This window comes from Pseudomonas sp. NFX1, assembly GCF_051123555.1.
Lineage (GTDB): Bacteria > Pseudomonadota > Gammaproteobacteria > Pseudomonadales > Pseudomonadaceae > Aquipseudomonas > Aquipseudomonas capeferrum.
In genome coordinates this window covers 2,064,856-2,089,670 of the sequence record NZ_CP169366.1, presented here as the reverse complement: position 1 = coordinate 2,089,670, position 24,815 = coordinate 2,064,856, and the positions used below count along the sequence as shown (strand labels likewise).

The 24,815-nt window shown below is 63.0% G+C and carries 22 protein-coding genes and 1 pseudogene; 16 read left to right on the top strand and 7 right to left on the bottom strand.

The window, feature by feature from the left end:
* Positions 1 to 5 precede the first annotated feature (5 nt).
* The 12 genes from DJ563_RS09115 (at position 6) to DJ563_RS09060 (ending at position 14,809) form a co-directional block, all read left to right on the top strand.
* Positions 6 to 1,364 carry a DUF1329 domain-containing protein gene (locus DJ563_RS09115; protein ID WP_258713761.1) on the top strand — a complete coding sequence of 453 codons (1,359 nt, stop codon included), beginning with the start codon at positions 6 to 8 and terminating at the stop codon, positions 1,362 to 1,364.
* A gap of 65 nt (positions 1,365 to 1,429) precedes the next feature.
* Positions 1,430 to 2,509, top strand: coding sequence for a WD40/YVTN/BNR-like repeat-containing protein (locus tag DJ563_RS09110; RefSeq protein ID WP_274097765.1), 1,080 nt, complete (start codon positions 1,430 to 1,432; stop codon positions 2,507 to 2,509).
* Between the two features lie 29 nt (positions 2,510 to 2,538).
* Positions 2,539 to 5,064: an efflux RND transporter permease subunit gene (locus DJ563_RS09105; protein ID WP_033698536.1), complete on the top strand. Its 2,526-nt coding sequence runs from the start codon at positions 2,539 to 2,541 to the stop codon at positions 5,062 to 5,064.
* 45 nt (positions 5,065 to 5,109) lie between these two features.
* Positions 5,110 to 6,756, top strand: a complete 1,647-nt coding sequence (locus DJ563_RS09100) for a fatty acid--CoA ligase (protein WP_156311478.1) — start codon at positions 5,110 to 5,112, stop codon at positions 6,754 to 6,756.
* A 91-nt stretch (positions 6,757 to 6,847) separates the two neighbouring features.
* Positions 6,848 to 7,375 carry an AAA family ATPase gene (locus DJ563_RS09095; protein ID WP_434519328.1) on the top strand — a complete coding sequence of 176 codons (528 nt, stop codon included), beginning with the start codon at positions 6,848 to 6,850 and terminating at the stop codon, positions 7,373 to 7,375.
* 264 nt (positions 7,376 to 7,639) lie between these two features.
* Positions 7,640 to 8,491 carry an STAS domain-containing protein gene (locus tag DJ563_RS09090; protein WP_156311480.1) on the top strand — a complete coding sequence of 284 codons (852 nt, stop codon included), beginning with the start codon at positions 7,640 to 7,642 and terminating at the stop codon, positions 8,489 to 8,491.
* A 4-nt stretch (positions 8,492 to 8,495) separates the two neighbouring features.
* Positions 8,496 to 8,858, top strand: coding sequence for an STAS domain-containing protein (locus tag DJ563_RS09085; protein WP_434519327.1), 363 nt, complete (start codon positions 8,496 to 8,498; stop codon positions 8,856 to 8,858).
* Complete coding sequence (locus DJ563_RS09080) at positions 8,855 to 9,259, top strand: anti-sigma regulatory factor (protein WP_186660907.1); 405 nt, start codon at positions 8,855 to 8,857, stop codon at positions 9,257 to 9,259. Before DJ563_RS09085 ends, DJ563_RS09080 begins: the two co-directional genes overlap by 4 nt.
* Entirely contained in the window at positions 9,250 to 10,266 is a 1,017-nt protein-coding gene (locus DJ563_RS09075; protein WP_434519326.1) for an ATP-binding protein, read from the top strand. Before DJ563_RS09080 ends, DJ563_RS09075 begins: the two co-directional genes overlap by 10 nt.
* Complete coding sequence (locus tag DJ563_RS09070) at positions 10,259 to 11,134, top strand: sensor histidine kinase (protein WP_186664427.1); 876 nt, start codon at positions 10,259 to 10,261, stop codon at positions 11,132 to 11,134. The genes DJ563_RS09075 and DJ563_RS09070 overlap by 8 nt, the downstream gene beginning before the upstream one ends.
* The gene (locus DJ563_RS09065; protein WP_434519325.1) at positions 11,124 to 13,061 is read left to right on the top strand and encodes a response regulator; all 1,938 of its coding nucleotides are present in this window, start codon (positions 11,124 to 11,126) and stop codon (positions 13,059 to 13,061) included. Before DJ563_RS09070 ends, DJ563_RS09065 begins: the two co-directional genes overlap by 11 nt.
* A 200-nt stretch (positions 13,062 to 13,261) precedes the next feature.
* Complete coding sequence (locus tag DJ563_RS09060) at positions 13,262 to 14,809, top strand: sensor histidine kinase (RefSeq protein ID WP_434519324.1); 1,548 nt, start codon at positions 13,262 to 13,264, stop codon at positions 14,807 to 14,809.
* A gap of 57 nt (positions 14,810 to 14,866) precedes the next feature.
* Here the strand turns inward: DJ563_RS09060 and DJ563_RS09055 are convergent, their stop codons facing one another.
* Positions 14,867 to 15,076, bottom strand: a complete 210-nt coding sequence (locus tag DJ563_RS09055) for a hypothetical protein (protein WP_434519323.1) — start codon at positions 15,074 to 15,076, stop codon at positions 14,867 to 14,869.
* A gap of 343 nt (positions 15,077 to 15,419) precedes the next feature.
* Between DJ563_RS09055 and DJ563_RS09050 the strand changes: the two genes are divergently transcribed.
* Entirely contained in the window at positions 15,420 to 15,653 is a 234-nt protein-coding gene (locus DJ563_RS09050) for a hypothetical protein (protein WP_274099339.1), read from the top strand.
* Between the two features lie 20 nt (positions 15,654 to 15,673).
* Here DJ563_RS09050 and DJ563_RS09045 read toward each other — a convergent pair whose 3' ends face one another.
* Positions 15,674 to 16,531 (bottom strand): SDR family oxidoreductase, encoded by an 858-nt coding sequence (locus DJ563_RS09045; protein WP_186660901.1) that lies wholly within the window; start codon positions 16,529 to 16,531, stop codon positions 15,674 to 15,676.
* 192 nt (positions 16,532 to 16,723) lie between these two features.
* On the opposite strand from DJ563_RS09045, the gene DJ563_RS09040 reads away from it, so the two are divergent.
* Complete coding sequence (locus DJ563_RS09040; RefSeq protein WP_033698504.1) at positions 16,724 to 17,248, top strand: hypothetical protein; 525 nt, start codon at positions 16,724 to 16,726, stop codon at positions 17,246 to 17,248.
* Positions 17,249 to 17,292: 44 nt separating this feature from the next.
* On the opposite strand, the gene DJ563_RS09035 is transcribed toward DJ563_RS09040, so the two are convergent.
* Complete coding sequence (locus DJ563_RS09035; RefSeq protein WP_274099335.1) at positions 17,293 to 18,495, bottom strand: zinc-dependent alcohol dehydrogenase; 1,203 nt, start codon at positions 18,493 to 18,495, stop codon at positions 17,293 to 17,295.
* A 160-nt stretch (positions 18,496 to 18,655) separates the two neighbouring features.
* On the opposite strand from DJ563_RS09035, the gene DJ563_RS09030 reads away from it, so the two are divergent.
* Both DJ563_RS09030 and DJ563_RS09025 read left to right on the top strand, forming a co-directional pair.
* Complete coding sequence (locus DJ563_RS09030) at positions 18,656 to 18,982, top strand: hypothetical protein (protein ID WP_434519322.1); 327 nt, start codon at positions 18,656 to 18,658, stop codon at positions 18,980 to 18,982.
* 51 nt (positions 18,983 to 19,033) lie between these two features.
* Positions 19,034 to 19,162 (top strand): annotated as a pseudogene (locus DJ563_RS09025) (DUF72 domain-containing protein); the annotation flags it as partial.
* A gap of 7 nt (positions 19,163 to 19,169) precedes the next feature.
* On the opposite strand, the gene DJ563_RS09020 reads toward DJ563_RS09025, so the two are convergent.
* The 4 genes from DJ563_RS09020 to DJ563_RS09005 form a co-directional block, all read right to left on the bottom strand.
* On the bottom strand, positions 19,170 to 21,371 hold the full coding sequence (locus tag DJ563_RS09020; RefSeq protein WP_434519321.1) for a xanthine dehydrogenase family protein molybdopterin-binding subunit: 2,202 nt from the start codon (positions 21,369 to 21,371) through the stop codon (positions 19,170 to 19,172).
* Positions 21,368 to 22,369: an FAD binding domain-containing protein gene (locus DJ563_RS09015; protein WP_434519320.1), complete on the bottom strand. Its 1,002-nt coding sequence runs from the start codon at positions 22,367 to 22,369 to the stop codon at positions 21,368 to 21,370. Before DJ563_RS09015 ends, DJ563_RS09020 begins: the two co-directional genes overlap by 4 nt.
* Complete coding sequence (locus DJ563_RS09010) at positions 22,366 to 22,893, bottom strand: (2Fe-2S)-binding protein (RefSeq protein ID WP_434519319.1); 528 nt, start codon at positions 22,891 to 22,893, stop codon at positions 22,366 to 22,368. The genes DJ563_RS09015 and DJ563_RS09010 overlap by 4 nt, the downstream gene beginning before the upstream one ends.
* Positions 22,894 to 22,990: 97 nt before the next feature.
* Complete coding sequence (locus tag DJ563_RS09005) at positions 22,991 to 24,778, bottom strand: thiamine pyrophosphate-requiring protein (RefSeq protein WP_274099331.1); 1,788 nt, start codon at positions 24,776 to 24,778, stop codon at positions 22,991 to 22,993.
* Between the last annotated feature and the right edge of the window lie 37 nt (positions 24,779 to 24,815).

Sequence of the window (24,815 nt, the reverse complement as noted above, 5' to 3'; positions counted from 1 at the left end):
ACGCGATGAAGCATCTCAACAGCCTGCTGTGCGCCTCGCTGGCGGTCATCTTCGCCGGGCATGCCCACGCGGGCGCACCGGCCCAGGACATCGCCCGGCTGGGCAAGGACCTGACCGTGGTGGGGGCCGACCAGGCGGGCAACGCCGACGGCTCCATCCCGCCCTACGAGGGCGGCCTGAACACCCCGCCTGCCGGTTTCAAGCAAGGCGATACCCTGCGGCCTGACCCCTATACGGCGGAAAAGCCACTGCTGGTGATCGATGGCAAGAACGTCGACCAGTACCAGGGCTCGCTGACCGCCACCACGGTGGAGCTGGCCAAGCGCTTCCCCACCTTCCGCATCGAGGTCTACCCAAGCCACCGTACGGCGGCATTGCCCAAGGCGCTGCTGGACAACACCCTGAAAAATGCCGCCAACGCCAAGTCGCTGCAGGATGGCCTGGCCATCGAGAATGTGTTGCCTGGCGTGCCGTTCCCCATCCCGCAGTCGGGCGCCGAAGCCATGTGGAACCACCTGCTGCGCTACCAGGGCGTAGCGCAGAAGGCCAAGTACGATTCGTGGAACGTCGACGCAGCCGGTGTGGCAGCCCTGGCCACCACGGGCCTGGCCTACAACGCCTACCCGATCTACGAGGACCTGAACAAGGTCATCGGAGCCAAGGACATCTATTTCCAGACCAAGCTGTACTTCGAAGGCCCGGCACGCCGTGCCGGTGAGTCGATGATGCTCAAGGATGCCGCCAACCCACTGGTACAGGAACGCCGTGCCTGGCAGTACCTGCCGGGCCAGCGCCGGGTGAAGTTGGCACCGAACCTGGCTTACGACACGCCAAACCCCGGTACGGCCGGCTCCGGTACCTTCGATGATGTGTATGTGTTCAACGGTGCGCTGGACCGCTATGACTGGCACCTGGTGGGCAAGCGCGAAATGTATGTGCCGTACAACACCTACCGGTTGACCTACATTCACGACCCGAAAAGCCTGACCACGCCCAACCACCTGGCGCCAGACCAGGTGCGCTGGGAGAAGCACCGGGTCTGGGTGGTCGAGGGCACCCTCAAGGGCAATGCCCGGCACATCTATGCCAAACGCCGCTTCTACCTGGACGAGGACAGCTGGTTCGCCCTGGCGTCCGACCAGTACGACGCCCGAGGCCAGTTGTATCGCGGCTCCTACAGCTTCTTCACGCAGAGCTACGACGTGCAGATCCCCAACAACAACCCGCATGTGGTCTACGACCTGGTCGGCGGCAGCTACAACATCAACGGCCTGATCGGCCCGCACGGTGGTATCGAGTACATCAGCCCTCTGTCCAAGGCGCAGTGGTCGCCCGAAGCCCTCGCCGGCGCCGGTATTCGCTGACCCCCGACGATCAACCTGCCGGCTGCGCCAGAAGGGCAGCCGGCAGAGTCTGCAGAGGATGTGGCATGGCTTGTTCAAGAAAATGGGCGCCCTGGGCGCTGGCGTTGGCCATGGCTGTGGCTGGCGTTCAAGGCCCGGCGCGGGCGGCTGGGTATGTCGATGTGCTGGACTTGCCGGCCAAGCCGAGCGCGCTGGCGGTGCTCAGCCCCCTGCGCGATGTGACGCGGGCGGGGGATCGGCTGGTGGCGGTGGGGCCGCGTGGGCACATCGTGTATTCCGACAACCAGGGCCAGGACTGGCACCAGGCCAGTGTGCCGGTCAGTGCCGACCTCAACGCCCTGGTCTTTGCGAACGCGCGCGAAGGCTGGGCGGTGGGCAACGATGGCGTGGTCCTGCACAGCCGCGACGGGGGGGCGAGCTGGGCCCGGCAGCTTGACGGCCGGCAGATCGGCACGCTGGTCGAGGCGCATTACCAGGCCTTGGCCAAGGCGCATCCGGACGACCCCCAATGGCCGGCATTTGCCGCCGAAGGCCGGCGGCTGGTGGAGGAGGGCGCCGACAAACCCTTGCTTGGCGTGTGGTTCGTCGACGCCCGGCACGGGTACGTAGTGGGCGTGTTCAACCTGATCCTGCGCACCGACGACGGCGGCAACAGCTGGGTGCCGATGCAGGACCGCACCGACAACCCGCAAGGCCTGCACCTCAATGCCATCCATGCAATCGGTGATGAGCTGTACGTGGCCGGTGAACAGGGCTTGCTGCTCAAGTGGCAGGCTGGGCAACAGCGTTTCGTCAGCTTGCCCAGCCCCTACCAGGGGACCTGGTTCGGGGTGCTCGGCAAACCCGGCGAAGTGCTTGCGTATGGCCTGCGTGGCCATGTGGCGCGCAGCAGTGACGGCGGGCAGAGCTGGGCCCGGGTGAACACGGGGGTTACGCAAAGCATCACGGCTGCCAGCATCGACAGCAACGGCGACTACTGGTTGTTCAGCCAGGCCGGCCAGGTACTGCGCAGCCGCGACGGCGGCCTGAGTTTTGCCGTGCAGCCGCAGGTGCCGCCGGCGCCGGTGACCGCTGCGGTGCAGGCCCGCAGCAACGGCACCGTACTGGTGGGTGAACGCGGTGTACGCGTGCTACCGGCCCGATAACAACCCTGAGCATTCGAAGAGAACTCGTGATGGCCAACATCAAGCAAGACACCCTGCCGGTGATCCGCGACCTGAAGGATTTCGATCCCCGCTCCGGCAACCTGCTGGAGCGCATGGTCTTCAACTACCGCCCGCTGTTCATGCTGTTCATGGTGCTGGTCACGGGGGTATTGGGCTACCTGGCGCTGACCCGCCTGGAGTTGCGGCCCAGTTTCGAGAAAATGATCCCGCAGAGCCAACCCTACATCCAGAACTACCTGGACAACCGCAAATCGCTGCGCGGCCTGGGCAACTCGGTGCGGGTGGTGGTGGAGAACACCCAGGGCGACATTTTCGACCCTGAGTACTTGACTGTGCTCAAGCAGATCAACGACGAGCTGTTTCTCGCCCAGGGCGTGGACCGCGCCTGGATGAAGTCGTTGTGGAGCCCCGGGGTGCGCTGGACCGAAGTCACCGAGGAGGGCTTTCAGGGCGGCACGGTGATGCCCGACGACTACCAGGGCAAGCCGGCCGACATCGAGCAGCTGCGGCAGAACATCAACCGTGCCGGCATCGTCGGCAGCCTGGTGGCGACCGACTTCAAGTCGAGCATGCTGGTGGTGCCGCTGCTCGACCACGACCTGGCCACCGGCCGCGGCATCGACTACCGGCAGTTCTCGCAGATGCTCGAACAGCAACTGCGCGACAAGTACGAGTACGCCGGTGACAGCAAGGCGCGCAGGGCAGGCGAGGAGGGCCACGGCAAGTACAAGGTGCGGGTCATCGGTTTTGCCAAGCTGATGGGCGACCTGAGCGACGGGCTGGTCCAGGTGATGATGTTCTTCGCCTTGGCGGTGGGCACTTCGCTGCTGATCATCTACCTGTATACCCGCTGTGTGCGCAGTACCTTGCTGGTGGTGTGCTGTTCGCTGGCGGCGGTGGTGTGGCAACTGGGTATCGTCGGCTGGCTGGGGTATGCCATCGACCCTTATTCGATCCTGGTGCCGTTTCTGATCTTCGCCATCGGCGTCTCTCATGCGGCGCAGAAGATGAACGGCATCATGCAGGACATCGGCCGCGGCACGCACAGGCAAGTAGCCGCGCGCTATACCTTTCGGCGCCTGTTCGTGGCCGGGGTCACCGCGCTGCTGGCCGACGCCGTGGGCTTTGCCGTGCTGATGCTGATCGACATCCCGGTGATCAAGGACCTGGCGATCACCGCGAGCATTGGGGTTGCGGTACTGATCTTCACCTCGTTGCTGTTGATACCGGTGGCGCTGTCGTATGTCGGCGTGGGCCGCAAGGCCGCCGAGCGTGCCCTGCGCATCGACCGCCGCGCCGCAGAGCACCGCGGCTTTGGCAAGCTGTGGGATGCGCTCGACCGCTTCACCACGCGCAAGTGGGCGACCGGCGCGGTGCTGGTGGCCGTGCTGATGGGCGCAGTTGGCTTCTGGGCAAGCCTGCAACTGAAGATCGGTGACCTCGACAGCGGCGCGCCGGAGCTGCGCGCCGACTCGCGCTACAACCGCGACAACGCCTACATCACCCGCCACTACGCACTGTCCAGCGACCTGTTTGCGGTGATGATCAAGACCCCACCGGAAGGTTGCCTGAGCTACCAGACGCTGATGCTCGCCGACCGCCTGGCCTGGGAGCTGCAGCAGTACCCGGGCGTGCAGACCACCGTTTCGTTGGTCAACGCCGTGCGCCAGATCACCGCAGGCTCGTTCGAGGGCAACCCGAAGATGAGCAGCCTGCAGCGCAACCAGGACATGCTCAACTATGCCGCCCAACAAGCGTCGGTCAACGCCCCGGAGCTGTTCAACAACGACTGTTCGCTGATGCCGGTGATCGCCTACCTCAAGGACCACAAGGCCCAGACCCTCGACGATGTGGTGGCTATCGCCGACCGCTTTGCTCGCGAAAACAGCACCCCAGAGCGCCAGTTCATGCTTGCGGCCGGTAGCGCCGGCATCGAGGCGGCAACCAATATCGTGGTCCGAGACGCCAACCGCACCATGCTGCTGTTCGTCTACCTGGCGGTCACGCTGTTTTGCCTGATCACCTTCCGCAGCTGGCGGGCGACCTTGGTGGCGCTGTTGCCGCTGGTGCTGACCTCGGTGCTGTGCGAGGCCTTGATGGTGGCGATGGGCATTGGCGTGAAAGTGGCCACGTTGCCGGTCATCGCCCTGGGTGTCGGGATTGGCGTGGACTACGCCTTGTACCTGCTCAGCGTGCAGTTGCACTACCAGCGCCAGGGCCGCTCGTTGGGCGAGGCCTACCAGAACGCCGTGGCCTTCACAGGCCGGGTGGTCGGCCTGGTCGGCATCACGCTGGCGGCGGGCGTGGTCGGTTGGGCCTGGTCGCCGATCAAGTTCCAGGCCGACATGGGCATCCTGCTGACCTTCATGTTCCTGTGGAACATGCTGGGTGCCCTGGTGCTGATCCCGGCGTTGTCGTACTTCCTGCTGCCGGACAAGCGCTTTGTTGCCGCCGAGCCCGAGACGTGTGCTGCGCCGACGCCACCTGACGAGCGCGTGTGCCAACCCCAGGCGCCCACGCGGATGAGCGCGTGAGTGCCTTTTAGTCGAACCGAACACGAACAACTGGAAGCTACCTACATGGCCAAGACAAAAATAATGCCGCCGGCAGCCGGTGCCTATGCCTACCCCCTGCTGATCAAACGCCTGCTGATGTCAGGGGTCCGCCACCAGCCGGAACAGCAGATCGTCTACGCCGACAAGCTGCGCTACACCTACCGCGACCTCGACCAGCGGGTCCGGCGCCTGGCCAATGCGCTGCGTGCGGCCGGGGTGCAGGCCGGGGATACCGTGGCGCTACTGGATTGGGACAGCCACCGCTCGCTCGAGTGTTTTTTTGCCGTGCCGATGCTGGGTGCGGTGTTGCACACGGTGAACGTGCGCCTGTCCCCCGAGCAGGTTGCCTACACCATGAACCACGCCGAAGACGAAGTGGTGCTGGTGCATGACGACTTCGTGCCGCTGCTGGAGCAGATTCACGGTCAGCTGGGGACTGTGCGCGGCTACGTGCAGCTTACGGACGCGCAGGCGCCGGCCACTTCGTTGCCCGTGCTGGGCGAGTACGAAGCGCTGCTGGCCGCCGCCAGCCCTGAAGCCGAGTTCGACGACTTCGACGAGCACTCGGTGGCGACGCTGTTCTACACCACCGGCACCACGGGCAACCCCAAAGGGGTGTACTTCTCCCACCGCCAGCTGGTGCTGCACACCCTCAACGAACTGGGCACCTTCGCCGCCTACGATGGCCAGCCACTGTTACGGTCCAGCGACGTGTACATGCCCATCACGCCGATGTTCCATGTGCACGCATGGGGCGTGCCTTACGTGGCCACGATGCTGGGGGTCAAGCAGGTGTACCCCGGGCGCTACGAGCCGAACACCCTGGTGCGGTTGTACCGCGACGAAGGGGTGACGTTCTCCCACTGCGTGCCGACCCTGTTGCAGATGATGCTGGACTGCGAGCAAGGCCAGCACACCGATTTCAGCCGCTGGAAGATCCTGCTCGGTGGCAGCGCGTTGACCCACGGCCTGGCCCGCCAGGCCAGCGAGCGTGGCATGTTGATCTACAGTGGCTACGGGATGTCCGAGACCTGCCCGCTGCTGACCCTGACCCACTTGCGCGAAGCCGACCTGGCCTTGCCCATGGCCGAGCAGGTCACGCAGCGGATCAGAACCGGCGCCCCCGTGGCGATGGTCGACCTGCGCATCATCGATGCCCAGGGTTACGCCATGCCCCACGACGGTGAGTCGCTGGGTGAAATCGTGGTGCGCTCACCCTGGTTGACCCAGGGCTACCTGCACGAGCCGCTCAAAGGCGCCGAACTGTGGCAGGACGGCTGGCTGCACACCGGTGACATGGGCTCGATCGACCGCCACGGGGTGTTGGAGATCAAGGACCGGATCAAGGACGTGATCAAGACCGGCGGGGAGTGGATCAGCTCGTTGACCCTGGAAAACCTGATCAGCCAGCATGCGGCGGTCAGCGCCGTGGCGGTGGTCGGCATCCCTGACGAGCAGTGGGGCGAGCGGCCTATCGCCCTGGTGGTGCGTGCATCAGGCGGCAGCCTTGACCAGCCGATGCTCGAGGCGCACCTGAAGCAGTTCGTCGACTGCGGGCAGATCAACAAGTGGGCGATTCCGCGGCAGGTGCATTTCGTTGCCGACATCCCCAAGACCAGCATTGGCAAGATCAACAAGAAGCTGATTCGCGAGATGCACATGGGGGCATGAGCGGGCTGAACGCATTCATCAATGCATGGATAGGGGGAATGCACGGCCAAACTTGTACACTTGCCGGCTTTTTTCGCCACAGGAAGCCGCCATGCAACGGATTGTGATTCTGGGAAATGCCGGCAGCGGCAAGTCGACCCTTGCCCGCGCCCTGGGCAAGCGCCTCGGCCTGCCGGTGGTTCACCTGGACACCTTGTTCTGGGAGGCCGGCTGGGTCGAGCCTGACGCCGAGCAGTTCCGCACCCGGGTCGGCGAGGCGATTGCGGGGCAGGCCTGGGTGTGTGAAGGCAACTATGCCCGGCGCACCTTCGACCTGCGCCTGCCCCGTGCCGACCTGGTCATCTGGCTCGATACGCCTCGGCTGACCTGCTTCAAGCGGGTGATCGTACGCAGCGTGATGAACCGGCCCCGGCCTGACCTGCCCGCGGGGTGTACAGAGAAGCTCGACCGGGCGTTCCTGACGTTCCTGAATTTCGTGTGGCAGTTCGACCGTGGCTACCGCCCAGGTATCGATGCACTGCGCCAGGCGATCGGGCCCGATGTTGCTACCGTGCACTTGCGCGGCAGCCGGCAGATCGCTGAATTTCTAGCCAGCTTGCCCGCAGCCGGCGGGCAGTAGCGCCCGCGAGGCGGCGGTCACGACGATGGCGAGGTTTAAACGGCGGTTCATGCATGGCTGGGGAAGTAGGGGGCTGCGATTTGCTTGTCGGGAGATAGCTCGTCGCCAACGCGGGCCGTAAACATGGCCTAGAGTTAGCGGCACGCATGGCGGCGCAATGCAATTAATTGCCGATCGCCACAACTATTTTCATTGGCAAATGTCACTTTCCGGAGCCGGCACGATTCTCGAGGCACCGGCGAGGCATATCGGAGCGAACTTGACATGGCAGCACTGCAAAGCAGTACGTTGGAAGCGATTGTCGGCAATCAGGCGCAATTGCAGCGTAGTTGGCTTGAAGCACTCGAAGCCAAGGGGGCGGCGCGGAATATCCGTGAACAGGACCTGCGCCAGGAGACCCGTGATTTCCTGCAATTGGTGATCGACGGCCTGGGCCGTGAGAGCGGCACCAACATTGGCGCCGAAGGCTGGGAGGAGACGCGCCGCTTCCTGGAAAAACTCTCTGCCAGCCGTGCGCAGGTCGGTCAGGAATCCCACCAGACCGCGTTCTTCATCTTTGCCCTGAAAGGGCCGCTGTTCGACCTGCTGCAAGCCCATTACCGCGAGCAGCCCGCGCTGCTGGCCGAACAGCTATGGGAAATTTCTTCACTGTTCGATGCCTTCGGGTTGCATACCATCCGCACCTACCAGAAAAACCGCGAGGCAGTGATCAAGCGTCAGCAAGAGGAACTGCTGGAGCTGTCCACCCCGGTGGTGAAACTGTGGGAGGGCGTACTGGCGCTGCCATTGATCGGCACGCTTGACTCCCAGCGCAGCCAGACGGTGATGGAGTCGTTGTTGCAACGCATCGTCGACACAGGCTCGGAAATCGCCATCATCGACATCACCGGTGTGCCGACGGTCGATACCCTGGTGGCCCAGCACCTGCTCAAGACCGTAACCGCCATCCGCCTGATGGGCGCCGACTGCATCATCAGCGGCGTGCGCCCGCAGATTGCGCAAACCATCGTGCACCTGGGCCTGGACCTGGGCACCCTGACCACCAAGTCCAACCTGGCCGATGCGCTGAAACTGGCGCTGTCGCGCCTGGGTACCACTGCTGGCGAGCGAGTGTGAGGCAATGGAGCGTATCCCCATATTGCAAATGGGCGAGTTCCTGCTGGTGACCATCCAGGTCGACATGCATGACCAACTGGCACTGCGCCTGCAGGACGATCTTACCGATCGCATCGAACACACCAGCGCCCGGGGCGTGCTGATCGACATCTCGGCGCTGGACATGGTCGATTCGTTCATCGGCCGCATGATCGCCACTATTTCGGGGTTGTCACGGATCATGGATGCCGAGACCGTTCTGGTCGGCATGCAGCCAGCGGTCGCGATCACGCTGGTGGAGCTCGGGCTAACCCTGTCCGGGGTCAGCACTGCACTCAATGTCGATCGTGGCATGCACCTGTTGCGCAAGCGGGTAGGCCGCCCATGACCATTCGCGAGCATGGCAGCCAGCCGGTACGCATCGAACAGGACGTCGTGCTGGCCCGCCAATTGACGCGCAAGCTCGCCAGTGACTGCGGCATGCGCCTGGTCGACCTGACCAAGCTGGTCACGGCCGTGAGTGAGCTGGCCCGCAACACCGTGGTGTACGGCGGGGGCGGCGACATGGACTGGGAGGTCATCGAAGAGGCTGGGCGTACGGGTGTACGTCTGGTCTTCCGGGATGAGGGGCCAGGCATTGCCGACATCAAACTGGCCTTGACCGATGGCTGGACATCCGGCAGTGGCTTGGGCCTTGGCCTGACCGGGGCGCGACGCCTGGTCGATGAGTTCGAGCTGAATACCGCGCCCGGGCAAGGCACCCGGGTAATGATCACCCGATGGATATGAACCTGACCGCAAGCCTGACCCAGGTCCTGCGCATTGATGATGGCACCCAGGTCGGGCACGCCCGACGGGTCGCGCAGAAACTCGCCGAACAGCAGGGCTTTGACGCCACCGATGCGGGCCGGGCGGCCATTGTCGCGACCGAACTGGCCAGCAATGTGCTCAAGCATGCCAAATGCGGCGAACTGCACCTGCGCGTGCTTGGCTCTGCCAGCCAGCCTGGCATCGAACTGCTGGCGGTGGATCGCGGCCAAGGTTTCGACCTCAACCATTGCCTGGTCGACGGTTACTCCACCGGCGCAACCGCGGGTATTGGCCTGGGCGCTGTCAGCCGCTTGGCGCAGGTATTCGATGTGCACAGCGATGCCCAAGGGGCCGTGGTGCTGGCGCGCCTTTATAAACAGGCTGATACGCCCAGGGACATTCGCCTGGGTATCAGCCAGCATTCGCTGCATGACGACCCGGCCTGCGGTGATACGTGGCACGTGACGCTCGGCGAGCAGCGTTTGAGTGCGTTGCTGATCGACGGCCTGGGCCATGGCGAGGAGGCTGAACGCGCCGCCAAGGCCGGTGCCCAGGCGTTCGCCCAGAGCCCGTTCAGTGCACCGCTACATCTGCTGGGCGAATTGCACCAGGCCATGGCAGGTACGCGCGGTGGGGCTGTTGCGATTGCCCAGTATGAAGGGGGGCACGACAGCGTGAAGTTCATCGGCATCGGTAACATTGGCGCAACATTGGTCGGTGGCGATAGACCGCGTGGCCTGGCCTCTCACCCGGGCATCGTCGGTGGTCAGTACCGCAAGGGGCAAGTGTTCGACTACGCTCATGTGAAGGGGAATCTGTTGATCATGTTCAGTGACGGCCTGCAATCTCGCTGGAACCTCCAAGCCTACCCGGGCCTGCTGCACCGCCACCCGGCCGTGATCGCTGCGGTACTGCATCGCGACTTCTGCCGTGGGCGGGACGATGTGACTGTGCTGGTGCTCGACCTGGAGACCGTGCATGCCTGAGTCAACGCCCGAAAACCGCGCCGCGCAGGCTGCCTGTGTGGCACGCCTGCAGGCCGAAAATGAAGCGCTGCGCGCAGAACTGGAAGAAACCAACCAGGGGGTGCTGGCGCTCTACGCAGAGCTGGACACCCAAGCCGAGCAGTTACGCCAGGCATCGGACCTGAAAAGCCGCTTCCTTTCCTACATGAGCCATGAGTTCCGCACGCCGCTGGGCTCGATCCTGAGCATCACCAGCCTGCTCGCCGATGAGGTGGACGGGCCGCTGAGCAAGGAGCAGCAATTGCAGGTGGCCTTCGTCAGCATTGCAACGCGCGAACTCAGCGACATGGTCGACGACCTGCTCGACCTGGCCAAGATCGAGGCCGGCCGTATCACCATCTCGCCAGCCTGGTTCGACATGCTCGACCTGTTCGCCGCCTTGCGCGGGATGTTCCGGCCAATCGTCGACACCGGTAGCGTGGACCTGATCTTCGAAGAGCCAGAGGGGTTGCCGCAGATCTACACCGATGACAAGAAGCTGGCGCAGATCCTGCGCAATTTCATCGCCAATGCGCTCAAGTTCACCACCCGCGGAGAGGTGCGGGTGTCGGCGCAACTGCTGGGCAACGACCAGATCCGTTTTGCTGTCACCGACACCGGCATCGGCATCGCCCCTGAGCTGCTGGGTGGCTTGTTCGAAGACTTCGCCCAGATCGACTCGCCGCTGCAGAAACGCCTGCGCGGCACCGGCCTTGGCTTGTCACTGTGCAAACGCTTCGCGGCCCTGCTGGGCGGCGAGGTGGGGGTGGAGAGCGTACCGGGCGCCGGTTCCACGTTCTTTGTCATCATTCCGCTGGCTCTGGCTCAGGAGAGCGCTGATGAACCCTGACATTCGCCTGCTCATCGTCGACGACAACGCAGCCACCCGCTATGCGCTGCGCCGGCGCCTGGCGTTGCATGGCTACCAGATCCTCGAAGCGGGCACCGGTGGCGAGGGGTTGGCACTGATCCACAGTGAGCAGATCGATGGGTTGATCCTGGATGTCAACCTGCCCGACATGAGCGGCTTCGATATTGTCCGGTTGCTCCGTGCCGACCCTGAGACCGCCTTGCTGCCGGTAATTCACGTGTCGGCGGCGTCGATCCAGACCGGCGACATCATTACCGGGCTCGATGCCGGTGCCGACGCCTACCTGGTGCACCCGGTGGACCCGGATGTGCTGGTCGCCACCCTGCGGACCCTGATGCGGGTGCGCGATACCGAGCGGGCGCTGCGCGCAAGCGAGGCCAACTTCCGGGAAATTTTCAACAATGTGTCGGCACCGATCGCCGTGCTCGATGCCGGGCTCAAGGTGCATGAGTGCAACCGTGCATTTGCCCAGCTGATCCAGGACAACTGCAACCCCGACACACTGCAGGAGTGCTTTGTCGACGGCCAGCAAGCCGCCATTGTCGCCTTGCGCCAGCACATGGCCGATGGCCGGCGCTGGCGTGGCACCCTCGGCATGAGCGTGCGCGGCGTGCAACGCGACACCGAATGGCAGCTCTCGCCCTACCGGGCGCCGGGGTTATGCCTGGTGTTTGTCGAGGACGTCACCGAGCATCGCCACCGCGAGCGCTCGCACCTGGCGCGCCTGGACGACGCCAATACCCGCCTGGCGCGGGAAATGGCGCAGCGGGCGCAGACCGAGGCGCAATTGCTGCAATTGCAGAAGATGGATGCCCTGGGCAGCCTCACAGGCGGGATCGCCCATGATTTCAACAACCTGCTGACCGGTATCATTACCAGCCTGGAACTGATCCGCAAACGGGTGGGGCAAAACCAACTGGAGAAAATCCCCACTTACGCAGACGCTGCGCTCAGTTCGGCCATGAGCGCGGCATCGCTGACCCACAGGCTGTTGGCGTTCGCACGCCAGCAACCGCTCGACACCCGCCCGGTGGACGTCAACGAACGGGTTCGCTCGCTTGAAGAGCTGATCACCCGCACCATTGGCGAACGTATCGTGCTGCAGCTGGAGCTTTCCAGCGAGCCGACGATTGCCCTGGTCGACCCGATCCAGCTGGAGAGCGCAGTGCTCAACCTGGTGATCAACGCCCGTGATGCCTTGGCCCAAGGTGGGCATATCTGGGTCAACACTGCCGCGAGTTGGTCGCACGGCAATGCCTACCTGCAAGACGGCCCCTATGTGGCGGTGACCGTACGCGACGATGGCGCTGGCATCGAGCCAGAGGTTCTGGAAAGGGTCTTCGACCCCTTTTTCACCACCAAACCGGTCGGCCAAGGTACCGGGCTGGGGTTGTCGACCATCTACGGCTTTGCCCGCCAATCGAGCGGGCATGTGTCGATCCGCAGCGTGCCAGGGCAGGGCACCGAGGTGACGTTGATGTTGCCGGCCAGTAGCCGTCAGGTGGCCTGTGAGGAGCAAGCGTCGCCGTTGGACCAGCAGGGTGCCGGCGAGCATGTGCTGGTTGTCGAGGACATGGCCTCGGTACGCCTGTCGGTGGCCGAAGTGCTGGCCGATGCGGGTTATCGTTGCACCTTGGCGGAAACCACCGAACAAGCGCTGGACTGCTTGCGTGAAGACGCCAGTATCGAATTGCTCTTGACCGATGTGGGGCTGCCAGGCATGAGCGGCCGCGAACTGGCGGATATGGCGCGTAGTTACCGCCCGGCGCTACCGGTGTTGTTCATGACCGGCTACGCCGAGACTGCGCTGGATCGTCAGGCGTTCCTGGATACCGGGATGGACCTGCTGATCAAACCGTTTCAGGTCAGTGACCTGCTCGACAAGGTGCGAATAGGCCTTGGGTAGCGCAGGGCGTATCTGCTTGCCGCGCAGTTAGACTGTTTTCGTCGTTGCGCCCAGGCGATAAGCGGTGATAAACCAGATAGCTGAATTCACGTCTGTCAGCCATGTTCTTAGCTTGGCATCTGCTGCTATGTTACTTGGCGTCTGGCACAGCGGCGCAACCGTTTCAGCGTGCATCTCAACCAGCTTTGGATATCGTCCCCATGCATCAAACCCCTGACGAAACGATTCGCGCCGCGTTGCAGAAGTCGCACGCCAGGCTTCATCGCCAGCATGAACTGGTGGTCGAGTACGGCGTCATGTCACTCAAGTCGTCTGACCTGGATGGGTTGCTGACCCAAGCCTGCTCTGCCGTGGCCAAGGGCATGGACACCCGCTTTGCCAAGGTGCTTACGCCGATACCCGACAGCGATGAGTTTCTGCTGTCCCATGGTGTGGGTTGGGATGACGCTGATATCGGGCACGCCACGGTAGGTGGCGATATCGCCAGCCCTGCGGGCTACGCCATTTCGACCTACAGGCCTGTGCTGTCGAACCATCTGGGGCAGGAGCAACGTTTCAGAACCCCCTCGCTGCTCAAGAAGTACGGCATCGAGCGAGCGATCAACGTGCCTATTCGAGGCACCACTGCCCCCTTTGGAGTACTCGAAGCGGACAGCAGTAATGGCGAAGACTTCATCGAAAGCGACCTGGTGTTCCTGGAAGGCATTGCCAACGTCATCTCCATGGCGGTGGAAAGGATCACTGCAGGCGCAGAAATGCAGTCTTCGGACCCCTATTCCGAAAGTGTGCTGAACGCCAGCCCCGACTGCGTGAAAATCCTCTCGGCGAGCGGCGACATCGAGTTCATGAACGATGCCGGCATGTGCCTGTTGCACATCGGCGACCTCGCTCAGATACGTGGGGTGGCGTGGCCGCAGATCTGGCCAGATGAATCCCGCAGTGTGGTGCTGGACGCTATCAGAAGAGTAACGAGTGGGGAGTCAGCGCGTTTCGAGGCCTTCTGCCCAACGCTGCAGAACGAGCCGAAATGGTGGGATGTGACGGTGGCGCCTATATTTGGTGAACAAGGCGAATTTGCAAAGATCATCGCAGTGTCGCGTGACATTACCGAACGTCGGCATCATGAAGCCCAATTGTTATCGTTGATCGATGCACAAAATACCAAGTTGAATAGAACCGACCTGCACCTGGAAGAAATCCACCACCGGGTGAAGAACAGCCTGCACTTGGTCAACACCTTATTGCTGTTGCAGGCAAATATGGCCGCTGATGAAGCGGTCAAATTGCAACTGGAAACAGCCGCGACCCGCGTATTGACCATTGCCAGCGTCCATGAGCGTCTTTATCAGAATGCTGAAACGCAGCACGTGCGCGTCTCGGATTATCTGGAGGCGCTGCTGGGTGATCTGGGCAAGGCATTGGCCGACCGCAAGATAGTGCTGCATGCTGACACGTTCATTCTTGCGCCCGAAAGAATGGCGCCACTGGGCCTGGTGATATCCGAACTGATCACCAACTCGCTGAAGTATGGAAGAGGCACGGTGGACGTCAGCGTAATGGGCCACGGTGATCATGCCCTGATCACGGTATCGGACGAGGGCGATGGCTTTCCGGAGTCTTACCCCAAACCCACCGGCACCGGGCTGGGCATGCGCCTGGTAAAAAGCTATTCGGGCTATGGCAGTCTGGCGATTACGGTGGATCGCAGTGAACGTAAAAGCACGATTCACGTGCGCTTCAAACTCTAGCAACATACGCCTGCGTTATGGCCCCAGGGCAGCAATGCCACCCCGGGGCCACTGGCATCAACGATTCTTGTCCTGGTGCTGCGTATCGCCTTGATCGGCTTGACCGCCGCCCATACGGCCAGGGTCAGACGGGTTTTGCCCGGTGGATTGATCGGTACCTGCCTGCCCACCCTGGCTGCCGGTGTCCCTGGAGCGTTCCCAATCCTTGTTCATCTTGTCTTCAGGCTTTTGCCCAGGTTGCTGGCCGCCTTTTTGTTTGTCGGGCATGTCACCGCCCGCACCCTGGCCACCTCTTTGGCCTGCATCGCCGGCCTTGGAGTCGGCGTTGTCGCCTTGATTTGCGCCCCTGTCCTGATTGTTAGCCATGACCGCATACCTCTATTCGAACACAGGAAGGTCTGTGTTCATTTGTGACTCCGTGACCGTTTGAGGCTGTTCATTTATTGCTTCAGATTCAGACAAAACGCCTGAACAACTGGGGGAGCGGCATTTGTGGCTCCAATAGCCTCGGTGCTGTTGGCATTGGGTGCCGCGAATTAAAAAACTTTGCATGAGTCGTCTTGAGTCTTTGTCATAGTCGGACTAATACTAAAGAACTGCCGGAAGAGGGCTGATCATGCATAGGCGCTTTGTTGTGGTTCCCGCCGTACCTCGTCAGAAAGAGATCTTGCCTCGGCGCATCGGTTTCCCCAGTGCCCTGGGCGAGGGCTACGACTTATACGACACACAAGACAAAATCCGCCTCAGTTTGAGTTTTCCAACACGCGCCGAAGCCGAGTTCGAATGTGCAACCCGCAACACTTACGACGATGCCAATGATGTGAACTTCGCCGGCAGCGGTTGAGCTGGCAAGGGCCAGGCATTTCACAGCACAGGCTTGCCGCCCGTTACTGCGTAGCGCGCGCCAGAGATGTAGCTGGCCTCATCGGACCCGAGCAATACGTACACCGGCGCCACTTCGACGGGCTGCCCCGGCCTGCCCATCGGGTAGCCCGAGCCAAAGTTCTTCACAGCCTCATCGGGCATGGTCGCCGGGATCAGCGGCGTCCAGATTGGCCCAGGTGCCACGCTGTTGACCCGGATGCCCTTGTCTGCCAGCAACTGAGCCAGGCCTGCAGTGAAGTTGGCGATGGCGCCTTTGGTGGCGGCATAGGCCAGCAACTTGGGCGAGGGGTCATCGGAGTTGACCGAACTGGTGTTGATGATCGAGCTGCCCTTGGGCATCGACGGCAAGGCCCGTTGGCAAATGCGGAAGATGGCAGTGATATTGACATCAAAGGTCATCACCCACTCGTCATCGTCGATTTCATCCAGCGACTCATGTGCCATCTGAAACGCCGCGTTGTTGACCAGGATGTCGATACGGCCAAATTGCGCCACGGTCTTGTCGACGATGTCGTAGCACTGCTGTTTTTGCCGCAGGTCACCGGGCAGCAGCAGGCATTGCCGGCCTGCGGCCTCGACCCAGCGCGCGGTTTCCTGCGCATCGTCGTGCTCATCGAGATAGGCAATGGCAACGTCTGCCCCTTCGCGGGCATAGGCAATGGCCACCGCACGGCCGATGCCGCTGTCGGCACCGGTTATCAGCGCGATCTTGCCATCGAGCCGGCCGCTGCCGGTGTACGTCTGCTCGCCACAATCGGGGTAGGGCTCCATCTTGCGTTGAGCGCCTGGCACGTTTTGCGGCTGTGACGGGAAGGGTGGGGTGGGGTAGTCGCGCATGGCAGAAGCTCCATCAGTTGAGAACGTTCATACCGATTCGAAAGGGGGGTAACGCGAGTGTTGGAGTGGATGCCGGGTTTCAACGACGGACGGTCAGGCCACGCAGATGCACTGAATTTTTCGCTCGCTCGATGGCTCTATCGCTGAACAGCCCGCATTTCGCGCAACGCTTAACGACACCGGAGCCTGCAAGTGCCTCGTATCATCACGCCATCGACGCCCGAACATGAGATCGAGGAAAAGAATGCAAGAATGTTTGGTACCGCCAAGGAACGTCTTGATTTCTATCGAAGGGAAATCCAGTACGAAACCACCATCCTGGCCAACCGTACCGACGCCTATCTTGCTGCACAGTCTTTTCTGGTGATTGCGTTCGTGTCATCCATGGGCAACCTGAACCAGAGCTGGGGTGAGATGTTCACCCTGATCGTGCCTGCCTTTCTCGCGCTGCTGGGTGTTTTGAGTTCGCTCAATGCCTGGCCGGGTATTCGCGCTGCCTATCGGATCATCGATCACTGGCAGCTCAAGCAAAGCCACCTGCTGCGCAGTGAGCCGATGATGGGCTTGGCCTACGACGAATCGCCGCTGTTCTGTGAGGCTGAAACCTCCCGGGCAGGGCATCGCAAATCCCTGCTGTTCTCACTTCGCACGCCTTGGATCTTTCTCGGCTTCTGGGTGCTATTGGGCACTTACGCGGTGTACATCCAGCTGGCCTGATCGGTTGGGGAGGGCGGGGCCTGGTTGCACCGCCCTCATCAGCGCTATGCGAAGTCGCTGCCCAGGGTTCCGGGTGCCGCCCCCGGAACAAGAATGACTTTTCGGCAACTGTCCTGTTTCTGGTCGAACAGCTTGTAGCCAAGGGCTGCTTCTTCCAGGGCAAGTCGGTGCGTAACGATCATCTCCGGTTGCAGGCGCCCGGCCTCGATATGCTCCAGCAGTTCAGGCAGGTACTTGTGCACATGGGTCTGGCCCATCTTGAACGTCAGGCCCTTGTCGAACGCGTCACCGAACATGAAGGCATGAATGAAGCCGGCGTACACCCCGGGCACGCTGACCACGCCGCCGCGACGAACGGCAGCGATGCTCTGGCGCAAGGCCTTGCCGCTGCTGCCCTCGATCTTCAGCGCCGTCATCACGGTCTCTGCGGTGCTGCCCTTGGCCTCGAAACCGACTGCATCGATCACGGCATCCACTCCGCGCATCCCTGGCGTGTGGCGGATGATGCTGTCGGCCGGGTCGTCATCCTGCTCGAAGTTGATCGGGACCACTCCGTAAGCCTCCTGGGCATACGCCAGGCGGTAGTCATTGTCATCGACCATGAACACGGTCTGTGCCCCAAGCATTCGCGCGCAGGCAGCGCTCAGCAGCCCCACCGGCCCGGCACCGTAGATTGCCACCGACGAACCTGGGCCGACTTCAGCATTGATCACCGCCTGCCAGGCGGTCGGCAGGATGTCGGAGAGAAACAGTACCTTGTCGTCGGCCAGGTCGGTGGGCACTTTGAACGGGCCGACATTGGCTTTGGGCACGCGCACATAGTCGGCCTGCCCGCCAGGAATGCCGCCATACAGATGGCTGTAGCCAAACAAGGCTGCCCCCGGTGGGATGCCTTTTTTGTTGACGATGGAGCCGCGCCCCGTATTGGTGGTTTCGCACGCGGCAAACAGATCGTGCTGGCAGAAGAAACAACTGCCGCAGGCGATGACAAAGGGGATCACCACACGGTCGCCAACCTGCAGGTGGGTGACGTCCTTGCCGGTGGCCTCGACGATGCCCATGAATTCGTGGCCGAAGATATCGCCCGATTCGGTCTGCGGGATCTTGCCCCGATAGAGGTGCAGGTCCGAGCCGCAGATGGCGGTGGCCGTCACCCTGAGGATGATGTCGTCCGGCTCCTGAAGGCTGGGGTCAGGCACGGTATCGACCCTGACATCGTTGGCTCCGTGATAGGTCAACGCTCTCATGGCATGCATCTCCTGCAGTGGTGGATGTACGAGGCTATGCAGAGGAAACTGACGGGCACCGCAAAGTTCAGACCAACAGGTTCAGCGGCGACTTCGACCGTTGATAGTTCTGAATGAACCTATTTTGCTGCCGACGGCTCGATTGTCAGAAGCGCGCGGGATGACCGGGATGAATGCGTTTACACAGCAGACAGGGCTGGCGCAGCGCCGCCTCGAAGCCATCAATCGATGGTTCCAGCATTTCGACGACCACCAATTGCGCCGCGATTGCCCCAGCAGCTATCACGAGCAACTGCTACGCCAGGCCGATGAAATGGACCGCTTGCACCTGATCCAATGGCAAGAGTGGCGTGACTTGCGGCGCCTGGCCGATTGGGCCTTTCTCAAGGCGGTTGCGGGGCTGGATTATCATGCTTGTCATCCCCCCGTTGTGCATGCAAACGGGCGTGGTACCGCGCCGGCACCTCATTCAGGAACACCAGGATGATTGATTTTCAGGTCGCCTGAGTGGCTGCCAGCCCGGCGCGGTTTGAGGCCGATGCAAAACCTGGCGGCACGGCTGCAGCGCAGCCATGCTGCGGGGGTGCCGACCTGGTGCATCTTCGACAATACCGCTTCGGGCGCAGCCTTGGGCAATGCCCTGACAACGCTGGCCTGCCTGAGCTGAGGGCGTGCTACAGCAGTTTATCGAGCGTGATCGGAAATTCCCTCACCCGCTTGCCGGTGGCGTGGTAAATGGCGTTGGCTACCGCCGCCGCCACACCGACCACGCCGATTTCCCCCACGCCCTTGGAGCCCAGCTCGTTGACGATGTCGTCGTGCTCTTCGACGAAGATGACCTCGATTTCACCGCTGTCGGCGTTTACCGGTATGTGGTATTCCGCCAGGTTGTGGTTGAGGATTCGCCCCAAGCGGTGATCGGTTTGCGTCGCTTCGTGCAATGCCATGCCGATACCCCAGATGACACCGCCGAGGATCTGGCTGCGTGCGGTCTTGGGGTTGACGACGCGGCCCGCTGCCACAGCGCTGACCACCCGGGTGACCTTGACCGAGCCCAGGTCTTCATCGACCTGCACCTCGACGAACACGGCGCAATGGGTCGCGGTGGCGAAGGGTTTGCGCTTGGCGCTGGGCGCTGCTTCGACCTGCACCTCGAAAAACCCCTCGGGGGCACTGGCCACGATGTCCGCGAGTGCAAGGCGGTGGTTACTTGCCAGCAGGTAGCCGTCAGCGAACGTGATTGCTTCCACCGGCGTGTTGCCGACCTCAGGGTAATGCTGGCGTGCATGCGCAAGCACGTTGCTGCGCAGGGCCAGGCACGCTTGGCGCACGGCCGAACCTACCGACGACACCGTGAAAGACCCACCCTGCAGCGGCGCGGTCGGCAGCGAAGAGTCCCCCAGCACAAAGGTCACGTCTTGCACACGGGCGCCAGCGGCGTCGGCCGCGATCTGCGTCATGACGGTGTAGGTGCCGGTGCCGATGTCGGTAGTCGCGCTGCTGACGGTCAAATGCCCTGCGCCATCGATGCGCGCCTTGGCACTGGCTTTCATCTGCATGGCCTCCCAGACCCCGCCTGCCATGCCCCAGCCAACCAACTGCTGCCCATGGCGCATGCTGCGGGGTTGTGGGCGGCGGTTGCCCCAGCCAAAACGCTGGGCACCCTGGTCATAGCAGGCCAGCAGCTCCTTGCTCGAATAGGGTTTGCCCTCGTTGCCATTGATAGCGGTGAAATTGCGACGGCGCAGCTCAAGCGGGTCGATGTCGGCTGCGCATGCCAGTTCATCCATGGCGCATTCCAGGGCGATCATCCCGGACGCGGCACCCGGTGCGCGCATGTCCAGCGGGGTGTACACATCCAGGGGCGCAAGGCGGTAGCTCAGGGCAACGTTGTCGCACTGGTAGAGCATGCCGCTCCATTCCACCAGGTGCTCGGTGAAGTCCTCGAAGCGTGAGGTCTGGCCAAGCGCGTCATGGGCAATCGCCAGCAACCGCCCCTGCGAATCGGCCCCCAGGCGCAGCCGTTGCTGGGTGCGGGGCCGGTAGCCGAAGGTGAACATTTGCTGGCGGGTCAGCGTGACACGCACCGAACGTTGCAGGTGCAAGGCCGCCATCACCGCCAGGGGCAGCTGGTACTGCGGGCGCAACCCCGAGCCGAAGGCACCGCCGACGAACGCTGCCAGCACCCGGACTTTTTCCTTGGGCAGGTCGAATACCTTGTGCAGGTAGTCCTGGCAATTTTGCGTACCTTGGGTCTTGTCATGGATTTCCAGGCTGCCGTCGGCCTGGTACAGCACCGTCGAAGCATGGGGCTCCATCGGGTTGTGGTGTTCGTTGGCGGTGAGGTAGGTCGCGTCTACCTGCACCGCGGCGTTGGCAAACTGCCCGGCAAAATCGCCGCGAGGGGCGGGCGTTTCGGCGGGTGCCGGGTGCGTTTTGTCGAGTACGCTGGCCAGGTCGGTTTCATGGGGTTCTTCGAGGTACTCGACCTTCACCAGCGAGCCTGCATACCTTGCCAGCTCCAGGCTTTGCGCGACCACCAGCGCCAGGGGCTGGCCGCTGTACAGCACGCGATCGTTGAACAACGGCCGAAATGGCGTGCCCTCGGCCGAGTCGGCGTCACTGTAATCGTCGTCGTAACTGGAAACGCGAGGGCGATGGGCATGGTCCAGCACGGCGATTACCCCCGGCACGCTCAGTGCCTGGGCAGTGTCGATGCTCAGCACCCGCCCACGGGCGATCGTGCTGGACACCACGCTGCCATGCAGCAACCCGGCCTCTGGGTACTCGCCCGCATAGCGCGCCTGCCCGGTGACTTTCGCCACCCCGTCGACACGGTCCATGGCCGTGCCCACTACCGCTGTTTTGATGTTCATGACGTTGCCCCCCTGGCTTTTGCCCCGAGCGCCGCATCGCTTAATGCGCGCACGATGGCACGTTGCGCGAGGGGCACCTTGAAGCCGTTGTGGGCCAAGGGTTCTGCGCCTTGCAGCAGGGCGTCGGCCGCTTGGGTGAACAGCGCCTGCGTGGGCGCCTGGCCGATCAACGTGCGTTCGACAGCCGGGTCTCGCCAGGGCTTGTGGGCCACGCCACCCAGCGCCAGGCGTGCGTCCTGGATCACGCCGCCATCGAGGTTCAACCCGGCGGCAACCGATACCAGTGCAAACGCATAAGACGCCCGATCGCGGATCTTCAAATAGCGGTAGTGGTCTTCGAACGTGGGGGGCGGCAGTTCGATGGCGGTTATCAGCTCATCGGCGGCCAGTTGATTGTCGCGCTCCGGTGCGTCCCCGGGCAGGCGGTGGAAGTCGGCGAAGGGTATCTGGCGTTTGCCGGCCCGGCCCTGCACATGGACCACGGCCTCGAGCGCCGCCAGCGCCACACACATGTCCGAAGGGTGTGTCGCAACGCAGGCATCGCTGGCACCGAGGATGGCGTGGATGCGATTCAGGCCTGTGCGCGCCGGGCAGCCGCTGCCTGGCTCGCGCTTGTTGCAGGGTGTGCCGGTGTCATAAAAGTAGTAACAGCGGGTGCGTTGCAACAGGTTGCCGCCGGTACTGGCCATGTTCCGCAACTGCGGCGAGGCGCCTGCCAGAATGGCCTCGGCCAGCAGGGGATAGTGCAGTTCGATCACAGAGGCCCAGGCCAGCTCGGCATTGCTGACCAGTGCGCCGATCAGCACGCCACTGTTCGCGGTGGCCTGGATACCGTTCAACCCGAGGCCGGTTATGTCGATCAGGCGCTCGGGGCGCACCACGTTTTCTTTCATCAGGTCGACGAGGTTGGTGCCACCGGCGATGAAGCGTGAGGACGCGTCGGCCAGGCCGACGGCTTCGCCGACCGATGCCGGCTTGTGGTAGCTGAACGGCGTCATGCGCGCGGCCCTCCCTGCAGGTTGGCCTTGGCGCGCATCAGCGGCAGTGCTTCTTCCACCGCCGCGATGATGTTGCTGTAGGCCCCGCAGCGGCAGAGGTTGCCGCTCATCTGCTCGCGAATGGCGTCGCGCGTGCAGGCGCGCCCTTCTTCTGCCAGGCCAACGGCGGAGCAGATCTGGCCTGGGGTGCAGTAACCGCACTGAAAGGCATCATGGGTAATGAATGCGCGCTGCAGGGGGTGCAGTTCGTCACCCACGGCCAGGCCTTCGATGGTGACCAGGTCGGCGCCGTCACACATGACGGCCAGGGTCAGGCAGGCGTTGACGCGTTTGCCGTCCCGTAACACCGTGCAGGCACCGCATTGGCCATGGTCACAGCCTTTCTTGGTGCCGATCAGGTCCAGTTGCTCGCGCAGCAAGTCGAGCAGTGTCGTCCAGGGGTGAACCTGCAGCGACCTGGCCTGGCCGTTGATCGTCAGGCGGAGGGGGTGTGCTTCGCCACCCTGGGGGGAGTTTGCGCTCATTGGGTGTCCTCACGGTTGGGGGTCGCACAGTCGACTGCGTCTACGGTGTGCGACTGACCCCGGCGGGCAAACGTTCAGCGTTTCTGCCCAGCTGCCGTCACTTCTTCCCCGGTAACACCGAACTGAGCACCTGCTTGGCCGTCTGCACGATGACCCCGGCCTGGTCGGGGTCGCCCTTGAGCAAGGTACTGGCGAATTTCTTCGCCTGTTCCAGCTTGATATGCGGCGGCAGGGGCGGCACGTTGGGGTCGGTCTTGAACTCGATCAGCACCGGGCGATCGGCGTTCAGTGCGCGTTCCCAGGCGGCTGCGATGTCTTCTTCACGGTCGACGAAAATGCCCTGCAGGCCGATGGAGATCGCGAACAGGTGGTAGGGCACGTCGGGAATCGACTGCGACGCTTCGAACTTGGGGTCGCCTTCCATGACCCGCTGTTCCCAGGTGACCTGGTTGAGGTCCTCGTTGTTGAACACCGCACAGATCCATTGCGGGTTCTCCCACTGCTGCCAGTACTTGGCCACGGTGATCAGCTCGGCCAGGTTGTTCATCTGCATCGCGCCATCGCCGACCAGGGCCACCACCGGGCGCTGCGGATGGGCGAATTTCGCGGCAATGGCATAGGGCACGGCGGCGCCCATGCAGGCCAGGCCGCCGGACAATGAACACTGCATGCCTTGGCGTATCTGCAGGTCGCGCGCATACCAGTTGGCGCAAGAGCCGGAATCGCTGGTCACGATGCTGTCGTCTGGCAGGCGCGGGGACAGCTCGTACACCACGCGCTGCGGGTTGATCGGCTCGGCATGGACCATGGCACGTTTGGCCAGGGTGTTGTCCCAGCGTGCGCGCCAGCCCTCGACCTTCTTGCGCCAGCGCCGGTCGGTCTTGTGTTGCAGCAGGGGCAGCAATGCACGCAAGGTCTCGCCAGCGTCACCGACCAGGTTGACCTCCATGGGGTAGCGCAGGCTCAGCATGTCGGGTTGCAGGTCGATCTGCACGCCACGGGCCTGGCCCTCCTTGGGCAGGAACTCGGCATAGGGGAACCCCGAACCGACCATCAGCAGGGTGTCGCATTCGTTCATCATCTGGTAACTGGGCTCGGTCCCCAGCAAGCCGATGGCGCCGGTCACCCAAGGCAGGTCATCGGCTACTGCAGCCTTGCCCAGCAGCGCCTTGGCCACCCCAGCGCCCAACGTGTCTGCGATGGCGATGATTTCTTCGGTTGCCTGCAAGGCCCCGGCGCCCACCAGGATGGCGACCTTGCGCCCGGCGTCGAGCACTTCGGCGGCGCGTTGCAGGTCGCTGTCATAGGGCACCACCTTGGGTTTGCTGTAGCCGATGCCCGAATGCACGGTGCCGTGGGCACGTGGCGGTTCGTGGTAGGGCAGGTCCTGCAGGTCGTTGGGCAGAATCACCGCCGTCACCCGCCGCTCGCCGACGGCAGTGCGCACGGCGCGGTCGAGCAGGTGGCGTACCTGCGAAGGTGTGGAGGCCTGCTGGACGAATGCACCGGCCACGTCCTTGAACATCGACAGCAGGTCCAGCTCCTGCTGATAGTGCCCACCCAGTGCCGCCCGCGCCTGTTGGCCGACGATGGCCAGCACCGGCATGTGGTCCATGCGCGCGTCGTACAGGCCCGTGAGCAAATGCGATGCGCCGGGGCCTGAAGTGGCAATGCACACGCCCAGTTCGCCGGTGAACTTGGCGTGGGCACTGGCCATGAACGCGGCCATCTCCTCGTGGCGCGCCTGGATGAACTGGATCTTGCCGTTGGCCCGGCTCAGCGCGCCGAACACGCCGTTGATGCCGTCGCCGGGGTAGCCGAAGATGCGCCGCACCCCCCATTGATACAAACGCTCCACCAGAAAGTCGCCTACCGTGCCCGTCATTGTCTGCTCCCGTGCTGTGGTCGATAGGGGTCTGGAC

Excerpts from the sequence above, each read along its gene's own strand:
- DJ563_RS09115 (WP_258713761.1), top strand. The coding sequence starts at position 6 with ATGAAGCATCTCAACAGCCTGCTGTGCGCCTCGCTGGCGGTCATCTTC.
- DJ563_RS09110 (WP_274097765.1), top strand. The coding sequence starts at position 1,430 with ATGGCTTGTTCAAGAAAATGGGCGCCCTGGGCGCTGGCGTTGGCCATG.
- DJ563_RS09105 (WP_033698536.1), top strand. The coding sequence starts at position 2,539 with ATGGCCAACATCAAGCAAGACACCCTGCCGGTGATCCGCGACCTGAAG.
- DJ563_RS09100 (WP_156311478.1), top strand. The coding sequence starts at position 5,110 with ATGGCCAAGACAAAAATAATGCCGCCGGCAGCCGGTGCCTATGCCTAC.
- DJ563_RS09095 (WP_434519328.1), top strand. The coding sequence starts at position 6,848 with ATGCAACGGATTGTGATTCTGGGAAATGCCGGCAGCGGCAAGTCGACC.
- DJ563_RS09090 (WP_156311480.1), top strand. The coding sequence starts at position 7,640 with ATGGCAGCACTGCAAAGCAGTACGTTGGAAGCGATTGTCGGCAATCAG.
- DJ563_RS09085 (WP_434519327.1), top strand. The coding sequence starts at position 8,496 with ATGGAGCGTATCCCCATATTGCAAATGGGCGAGTTCCTGCTGGTGACC.
- DJ563_RS09080 (WP_186660907.1), top strand. The coding sequence starts at position 8,855 with ATGACCATTCGCGAGCATGGCAGCCAGCCGGTACGCATCGAACAGGAC.
- DJ563_RS09075 (WP_434519326.1), top strand. The coding sequence starts at position 9,250 with ATGGATATGAACCTGACCGCAAGCCTGACCCAGGTCCTGCGCATTGAT.
- DJ563_RS09070 (WP_186664427.1), top strand. The coding sequence starts at position 10,259 with ATGCCTGAGTCAACGCCCGAAAACCGCGCCGCGCAGGCTGCCTGTGTG.
- DJ563_RS09065 (WP_434519325.1), top strand. The coding sequence starts at position 11,124 with ATGAACCCTGACATTCGCCTGCTCATCGTCGACGACAACGCAGCCACC.
- DJ563_RS09060 (WP_434519324.1), top strand. The coding sequence starts at position 13,262 with ATGCATCAAACCCCTGACGAAACGATTCGCGCCGCGTTGCAGAAGTCG.
- DJ563_RS09055 (WP_434519323.1), bottom strand. The coding sequence starts at position 15,076 with ATGCCCGACAAACAAAAAGGCGGCCAGCAACCTGGGCAAAAGCCTGAA.
- DJ563_RS09045 (WP_186660901.1), bottom strand. The coding sequence starts at position 16,531 with ATGCGCGACTACCCCACCCCACCCTTCCCGTCACAGCCGCAAAACGTG.
- DJ563_RS09035 (WP_274099335.1), bottom strand. The coding sequence starts at position 18,495 with ATGAGAGCGTTGACCTATCACGGAGCCAACGATGTCAGGGTCGATACC.
- DJ563_RS09030 (WP_434519322.1), top strand. The coding sequence starts at position 18,656 with ATGACCGGGATGAATGCGTTTACACAGCAGACAGGGCTGGCGCAGCGC.
- DJ563_RS09020 (WP_434519321.1), bottom strand. The coding sequence starts at position 21,371 with ATGAACATCAAAACAGCGGTAGTGGGCACGGCCATGGACCGTGTCGAC.
- DJ563_RS09015 (WP_434519320.1), bottom strand. The coding sequence starts at position 22,369 with ATGACGCCGTTCAGCTACCACAAGCCGGCATCGGTCGGCGAAGCCGTC.
- DJ563_RS09010 (WP_434519319.1), bottom strand. The coding sequence starts at position 22,893 with ATGAGCGCAAACTCCCCCCAGGGTGGCGAAGCACACCCCCTCCGCCTG.
- DJ563_RS09005 (WP_274099331.1), bottom strand. The coding sequence starts at position 24,778 with ATGACGGGCACGGTAGGCGACTTTCTGGTGGAGCGTTTGTATCAATGG.